The sequence below is a fragment of the Streptococcus sp. 45 genome (assembly GCF_900108865.1).
Lineage (GTDB): Bacteria > Bacillota > Bacilli > Lactobacillales > Streptococcaceae > Streptococcus > Streptococcus ruminicola.
In genome coordinates this window covers 45,813-52,256 of the sequence record NZ_FNXZ01000006.1, presented here as the reverse complement: position 1 = coordinate 52,256, position 6,444 = coordinate 45,813, and the positions used below count along the sequence as shown (strand labels likewise).

5 protein-coding genes and 1 rRNA gene are annotated in these 6,444 nt (G+C 38.0%); all 6 read right to left on the bottom strand.

What is annotated here, in order from left to right:
• Positions 1–197: ribosomal RNA gene (locus BMX18_RS08510) — 16S ribosomal RNA — on the bottom strand; the annotation flags it as partial.
• Between the two features lie 429 nt (positions 198–626).
• Positions 627–1,559, bottom strand: a complete 933-nt coding sequence (locus BMX18_RS08505; protein WP_039696037.1) for an ABC transporter ATP-binding protein — start codon at positions 1,557–1,559, stop codon at positions 627–629.
• Entirely contained in the window at positions 1,559–2,605 is a 1,047-nt protein-coding gene (locus BMX18_RS08500) for an ABC transporter ATP-binding protein (protein WP_074870119.1), read from the bottom strand. Before BMX18_RS08500 ends, BMX18_RS08505 begins: the two co-directional genes overlap by 1 nt.
• A gap of 11 nt (positions 2,606–2,616) precedes the next feature.
• Positions 2,617–3,648 carry an ABC transporter permease gene (locus BMX18_RS08495; protein ID WP_074565183.1) on the bottom strand — a complete coding sequence of 344 codons (1,032 nt, stop codon included), beginning with the start codon at positions 3,646–3,648 and terminating at the stop codon, positions 2,617–2,619.
• Positions 3,649–3,659: 11 nt separating this feature from the next.
• Positions 3,660–4,574, bottom strand: a complete 915-nt coding sequence (locus BMX18_RS08490) for an ABC transporter permease (protein WP_006530948.1) — start codon at positions 4,572–4,574, stop codon at positions 3,660–3,662.
• Between the two features lie 111 nt (positions 4,575–4,685).
• Positions 4,686–6,341: a peptide ABC transporter substrate-binding protein gene (locus BMX18_RS08485; protein ID WP_074561358.1), complete on the bottom strand. Its 1,656-nt coding sequence runs from the start codon at positions 6,339–6,341 to the stop codon at positions 4,686–4,688.
• Positions 6,342–6,444 lie beyond the last annotated feature (103 nt).

Below are 6,444 nucleotides of genomic sequence, written 5' to 3'. Positions count from 1 at the left end.
CATGGGTTAAATGCTGTTATGCGGTATTAGCTATCGTTTCCAATAGTTATCCCCCGCTAGTAGGCAGGTTACCTACGCGTTACTCACCCGTTCGCAACTCTTCCAACTTTAGCAAGCTAAAGTCTTCAGCGTTCTACTTGCATGTATTAGGCACGCCGCCAGCGTTCGTCCTGAGCCAGGATCAAACTCTCATTTAATCTTGTTCTCATTCTGTCACTGACAGATTTATCGTTTTTGACAGGTTACTTCCGTAACCCGCACGTTTGGTTCGTATTGTTCAGTTTTCAAAGGTCTTTGTCTCACTCGAGACAACTTCTATATTCTATCAAATTTGAAACGCTTTGTCAACATCCTTTTTCAAGAAATTTTCAAGTTTGTTTCAAACTTGTTACCGATGTCCTCTCGAACAACAGCTATATTAGTATACTAAATTTACTACAGCGTGTCAACGCTTTTATGAAACTTTTTTCATTTTTTCCAATTTGCCATCAGAACCCTCTAAAATCGCTCAATTCAGCAGTAATTGACTTCGTGTACATTCTAATACTTCTTCTCTTATAATGCAACTAAATTGACTTTTAGGAACCTTTAAACGCAAAAAAGAGGGCTCTTTGCCCTCTTTATAATTATGATAATGCTTTTTTATATTCTTCAGCTTCAGCTTCAGTAGAAAGTACAAAGTGACCTGGTGTAATTTCACGCATTTCACGTTCTTGACCATCAAGTTCTGCACTTGGATCATAAACTTGATGCACGCGTTCACGTTCAGATTCTGGATCTGGTTCTGGAATTGCAGACAATAAACTCTTAGTGTATGGGTGAATTGGGTTATTGTAAACATCTTCAGATGTTCCAATTTCAAGCATTTTACCCCAGTGCATTACACCAATACGATCTGAAATGTATTTGACCATTGACAAATCGTGAGCGATGAAGAGATAAGTCAAGCCTTTTTCGCGTTGAAGTTTTTGCATCAAGTTAACAACTTGAGCTTGAATAGACACGTCAAGCGCAGAAATTGGTTCATCAGCAATAATGAATTTCGGTTGTACAGCAAGAGCACGTGCAATACCAATACGTTGACGTTGACCACCAGAGAATTCGTGTGGGTAACGAGTCATGTGATCTTTGTTCAAACCTACTAGAGAAAGTAATTCTTGAACTTTTTCATCACGCTCTTCTTTACTATTAACGAGTTTGTGAATATCAAGACCTTCGGCAACGATGTCACGGATTTTCATACGTCCATTAAGACTTGCTTGTGGGTCTTGGAAAATCATTTGCACATTTTTACGGAATTCATGCAATTCTTTACCTTTAAGGTTAGAAACTGTTTCTCCATTAAAGTCGATTTCACCACCACTAATATCGTAAAGTTTTAAGATAGCACGTCCAACAGTTGTTTTACCAGAACCTGATTCACCAACTAAACCAAAGACTTCACCTTCATAGATATCGAAGCTGACGTTGTTGATGGCTTTTACTTCATTCTTTTTGCCTTCGTTGAAAGTCAAAGAGACATTTTTAAGTTCAACAAGCTTTTTTCTATTTTCAGTCATTAAGCTTTTCTCCCTTCAAGTTCTTTCCATTTTGCCCAACGTTTTTGAATTGGTAATGGTGGTGTTACTTTAGGTGCACGTTCGTCTAACAACCAAGTTGCAGCATAGTGTGTGTCACTAACTTTAAACATTGGTGGTTCTTCTTCGTAATCGATATCCAAAGCGAATTCGTTACGTGGTGCAAAAGCATCACCTTTTGGTGGGTTAAGAAGATCTGGTGGTGTACCTGGGATTGATTGTAAGCTACCAGCTTCTGTGTCAGTTGTTGGCATTGAGTTCAACAAGCCCCAAGTATATGGGTGTTGCGGATTGTAGAAGACTTCGTCAACTGTTCCATATTCAATAACTTTACCAGCATACATAACTGCAACACGGTCAGCCATACCAGCAACGACACCAAGGTCGTGGGTGATAAAGATGATTGATGAACCACGTTCTTTTTGAATTTTTTTCATCAAGTTAAGAATTTGAGCTTGAATAGTAACATCCAAGGCAGTTGTTGGTTCGTCAGCAATTAAGACATCTGGGTTAGCAGCAAGTGCGATTGCAATAACAGCACGTTGACGCATACCACCAGACCATTGGTGTGGGTAATCGTTGATATGTTCTTCCGCATTTGGAATACCAACATTTTTCATTAAATCTAGCGCACGATTCCAAGCTTCTTGTTTTGAAACTTTTTCGTGGATCATGATTGGTTCAGCAATTTGTTGACCAATTTTCATTGTTGGGTCAAGACTTGTCATTGGATCTTGGAAAATCATTGCGATTTCATTTCCACGAACTTTGATCCATTCGTCTTCTTTTAATTCAGTAAGTTTTTTACCTTTAAAGTCAATGTCACCTGTAATAGTAGCATTTGAAGCAGATAGCCCCATTAATGTTTTAGTTGTTACAGATTTACCTGATCCAGATTCACCTACGATAGCAAGTGTTTCGCCTTTCTTCAAGTCAAAGTTGACGTCGCGAATAGCTTTAATTTCTCCAGCGTAGGTTTGGAAATCTACATGGAGGTTTTTAACTTGTAAAATTGTTTCTTCACTCATATTTTTTCCTCCTAACGATCACCAGATTTTGGATCAAATGCATCACGAAGACCGTCACCTAACAAGATGAAAGCAAGTGAGATTAATACCAAAGCAAGGGCTGGTAGAGTTACTTGATAAGGGTAGTATTGTAAGTATTCTTGAGCATCAGTAATCAATGAACCAAGTGATGCTGTTGGTGGTTTTACCCCAAGGTTAATAGCTGAAAGCACAGCTTCATACATGATGGCACTTGGAACTGTCATCATAATTTGAACAATAATAATCCCTGAAATATTTGGAAGGATGTGTTTAAATGCGATTTTAGGAGCACTTTCACCCAATGAACGAGCAGCAAGAACAAACTCTTGTTCGCGGTAAGAAAGTGTTAAGTTACGTACTTGACGAGCCATTGATGTCCATCCAACGATAGCAATTGAAATAATGATTGATGTAACACCATTACCAAGCAAAAGACCAAGCATTGTAACGATAACCAAGTTAGGAATTGATGAAATAACTTCGATAATACGTTGCATAACCATGTCGACACGTCCGCCAACATAACCTGAAATCAAACCATAAGTTACCCCAATCAAAAGGTCAATCAATGTTGCAACGATAGCAATAAGAAGTGAGATACGCACACCTACGATGATACGTTTGGCAACACTACGACCTAGGTTATCAGTACCAAGGATAAATTTTTTACCTTCTGGAACACCTTGGTCTGCATAAGCATCGTTAGCTTCAGTATTACCAGAATAAGTAATTTTACCGTTCCAGAATGGAAGGTTGTCACTAAGTTTTGGTGGAAGGTTACGGTAAGTTGTAACTTCTTTTGTATTGAAAGCATTAGCGTCATCACGTGGTACCAAAACTACTGAAATCATTGAGAATACAAGTAAAATTCCCAAGAACCACATTGAGATAACAGCTAATTTATTTTTCTTCAAACGGCGCCATGCATCTTGCATAAAAGAAAGAGCAGGCTTTTCGATTTTTTCTTGTGAGCTGGCTGAACCAACACCAACAAGTTTAAATTCTCTTGTTTTTTCTGCCATGAATAGTCTCCTTATTGCAAGCGTACACGTGGGTCAACAATACTTGTTGCAATATCTGTTACCAAGATAGCAACCATCAACATCATTGCATAAACGATTGTTGTTCCCATAATTACTGGATAGTCTTTAGCTGGGATTGATGTTACAAATTGTTGACCAATTCCTGGAATTGAGAAAATTTGTTCAATCAAAGCTGAACCTGTTAGCAAGTTTGCTGCCATAGGACCAACCAAAGTCAAAACTGGAATCATTGAGTTACGGTACGCGTGTTTACGTGTCACTTGACGTTTGTTCAAACCTTTAGCAGTAGCTAATTGAATGTAGTCAGAACTCAATGTTTCAATCATTTGTCCACGGAAGAAACGTGTAACTTGGGCAAATACTGGAATTGCCAAGGCAATAGATGGCATAATGGTTTGTTCAAATGAACCCCATCCTGCAAGTGGGAACAAGCTCCATTTGAAACCAAGAGTAACCAATAAGAAAAGACCGATAATGAATGATGGTACTGAAATACCAAGTGTAGAAATAACACTAAGTACACCATCAATCCAGTTATTTTTGTTACGTGCTGATGCAGCACCAACCGCAAGACCAGCAAGAAGACCAACGATTAGGGCTTGAACACCAAGTTGGATCGAAACGCCTAAACGTTGAGAAATCAAACGTCCAACTGGTTGATTAATTGATTGGTAACTTGTACCGAAATCACCATGGAGAATATTCCATAGATATGTAAGATATTGTTGCCAAACTGGTTTATCCAACCCATATTGTTTGTTCATTAAAGCAATCATCTCATCAGTTAATTTTGGGTTATTGTAAGGTGTCCCAGGCATAACTTGCATGAGGAAAAACGACAGGGTAACAACTACCCAGAGTGTTACAAGAAGAATAGCAACACGTTTAAGAATGTATTTTACCATAATATTTCCTTCTCTTATTTGCTTTTGTTGGCAGGGGAAAAGTTTTACCTGTCAACAAAAGCAAGAATTGGTCGCAACCAATTCTTGCCCATTATTCATACTTATTAAAGATTATTTGTCTTTATAGGCATATGTAAAGTCAACTTGCAAACCAGTTGAGTTACGAACAAGACCTTTGATTGATGGATTTTGAAGTGCTTTTGTGTTACGGAAGTAAAGTGGGTTATAGTGTGCATTATCATAAAGTGCTTTTTCAGCAGCTTTATAATCATCTGCAGCAGCTACAGGATCTAAAGCATCTGTAGTCAATGCTTTTTGGTAGGCCGCATCATATGTAGCATCGCTAAACTTACCGTAGTTGTAAGCTGAATCTGATGTAAACAATCCATAGAATGTAGATCCTTCTGGATAGTCACCACCCCAAAGTGATAGAACAACATCAAAGTTTTGTGTTTTAGAATCTTGCAATCGTTGTTTGAATGTTACGAATTTTTCTTCTACTTTTAATCCTGGAAGAACATCTTCCCATGTTTGTTTGATGTAGTCTACTGATGCTTTGGCAACTGGTGTATCAGAATCAGCTGTAATTGTCAATTTAACTGATTTTTCACCGATTTCAGCAAGACCTTCTTTGAAAAGTTTTGCTGCTTGTTTGGCATCATAAGTGTAATCTTGTGATACGTATTTAGATAAATCAGTACCATCTTCTAAGGTTTCAAGTCCTGTTGGAACAAGAGCCGTTGCTGCTTTTGAACCAGTATCGATAGCTGCTTTAACAACACCTTCACGATTTGTTGCAAGATTAAGTGCTTGACGAATCTTAGTATTAGCTAAAGCTTTAACAGAACCTGTTTCGTTGTAAACGAGGTATGCAGATGTTGCTTCTGGAGCATCCACAACATCTTTGTTGCTTTTATTTGCTTTATAAATTGCTTCTGTACCAGAGATGTTTGCTGTATCAAGCTCACCATCTTTGTACATTTGCACGGCAGTATCAGGTTTTTTAACAGCTTGGACGTTAACTTTCTTCAATTTAACGTTTTTAGCGTCCCAATAGTATTTGTTTTTCACAAGTGTGAATGAACCATTAGAACCATTCCAATTTTTTACTGTGTATGGACCTGAATAAAGTGCTTTTTCAGAAGTTGTAGCGTAGTCACTTCCTGCTTTTTCCACAAAGGCTTTGTTTTGAGGAACGAAGTTAGCAAATGTCAAAAGACTCATAAATTGTGGAGATGGACTAGATAATGTAAAGATTACTTTATTACCATCTGCTTTAACTCCCAATTCATCAACGCTCTTAGTACCATTGATAACTTCTGCAGCATTTAAAACATGCGCATCTGATGCAAGGTAAGCATACTCTGAAGCAGTCGCTGGATCAACAATACGTTGCCATGTATAAACAAAGTCATCTGCCGTTAAATCACTACCGTCAGACCATTTAAGTCCATCACGTAATGTGGCAGTGTATGTTAAACCATCTTCAGATACTTCTACTTTCTCAGCCAAATCAGGTTTTAATTCACCGTCTTCGTTACGACGAAGTAAGTTACTACCTGAGTTACCGATAGCAATTGAAGAATAAGTATCTGTAACTTTCGAAATGTCCAAAGTGCTAATTTCAGTCGGAGTGTACCAATTGATCTCATCAGTTTTTGAAGAAGTTGATGAGCTTTTACCTCCACAAGCTGCCAAAACAGCTGTTGAGACTAAGGCTACAGCCCCAAGACCGACGCGTTTCCATGTTTTACCATTTAGTGACATGTGACGCCCTCCTAGTTGTTCTCTCTAAATTATATTATTTGACAAATAAAATTATATCATAAAGTTTCCTTAAAGAAAATAGTTTTTTCTGAAGAGAATAGTT

Bases quoted from the DNA above. Each gene is read 5' to 3' on its own strand.
- BMX18_RS08505 (WP_039696037.1), bottom strand. From the start codon at position 1,559: ATGACTGAAAATAGAAAAAAGCTTGTTGAACTTAAAAATGTCTCTTTG.
- BMX18_RS08500 (WP_074870119.1), bottom strand. From the start codon at position 2,605: ATGAGTGAAGAAACAATTTTACAAGTTAAAAACCTCCATGTAGATTTC.
- BMX18_RS08495 (WP_074565183.1), bottom strand. From the start codon at position 3,648: ATGGCAGAAAAAACAAGAGAATTTAAACTTGTTGGTGTTGGTTCAGCC.
- BMX18_RS08490 (WP_006530948.1), bottom strand. From the start codon at position 4,574: ATGGTAAAATACATTCTTAAACGTGTTGCTATTCTTCTTGTAACACTC.
- BMX18_RS08485 (WP_074561358.1), bottom strand. From the start codon at position 6,341: ATGTCACTAAATGGTAAAACATGGAAACGCGTCGGTCTTGGGGCTGTA.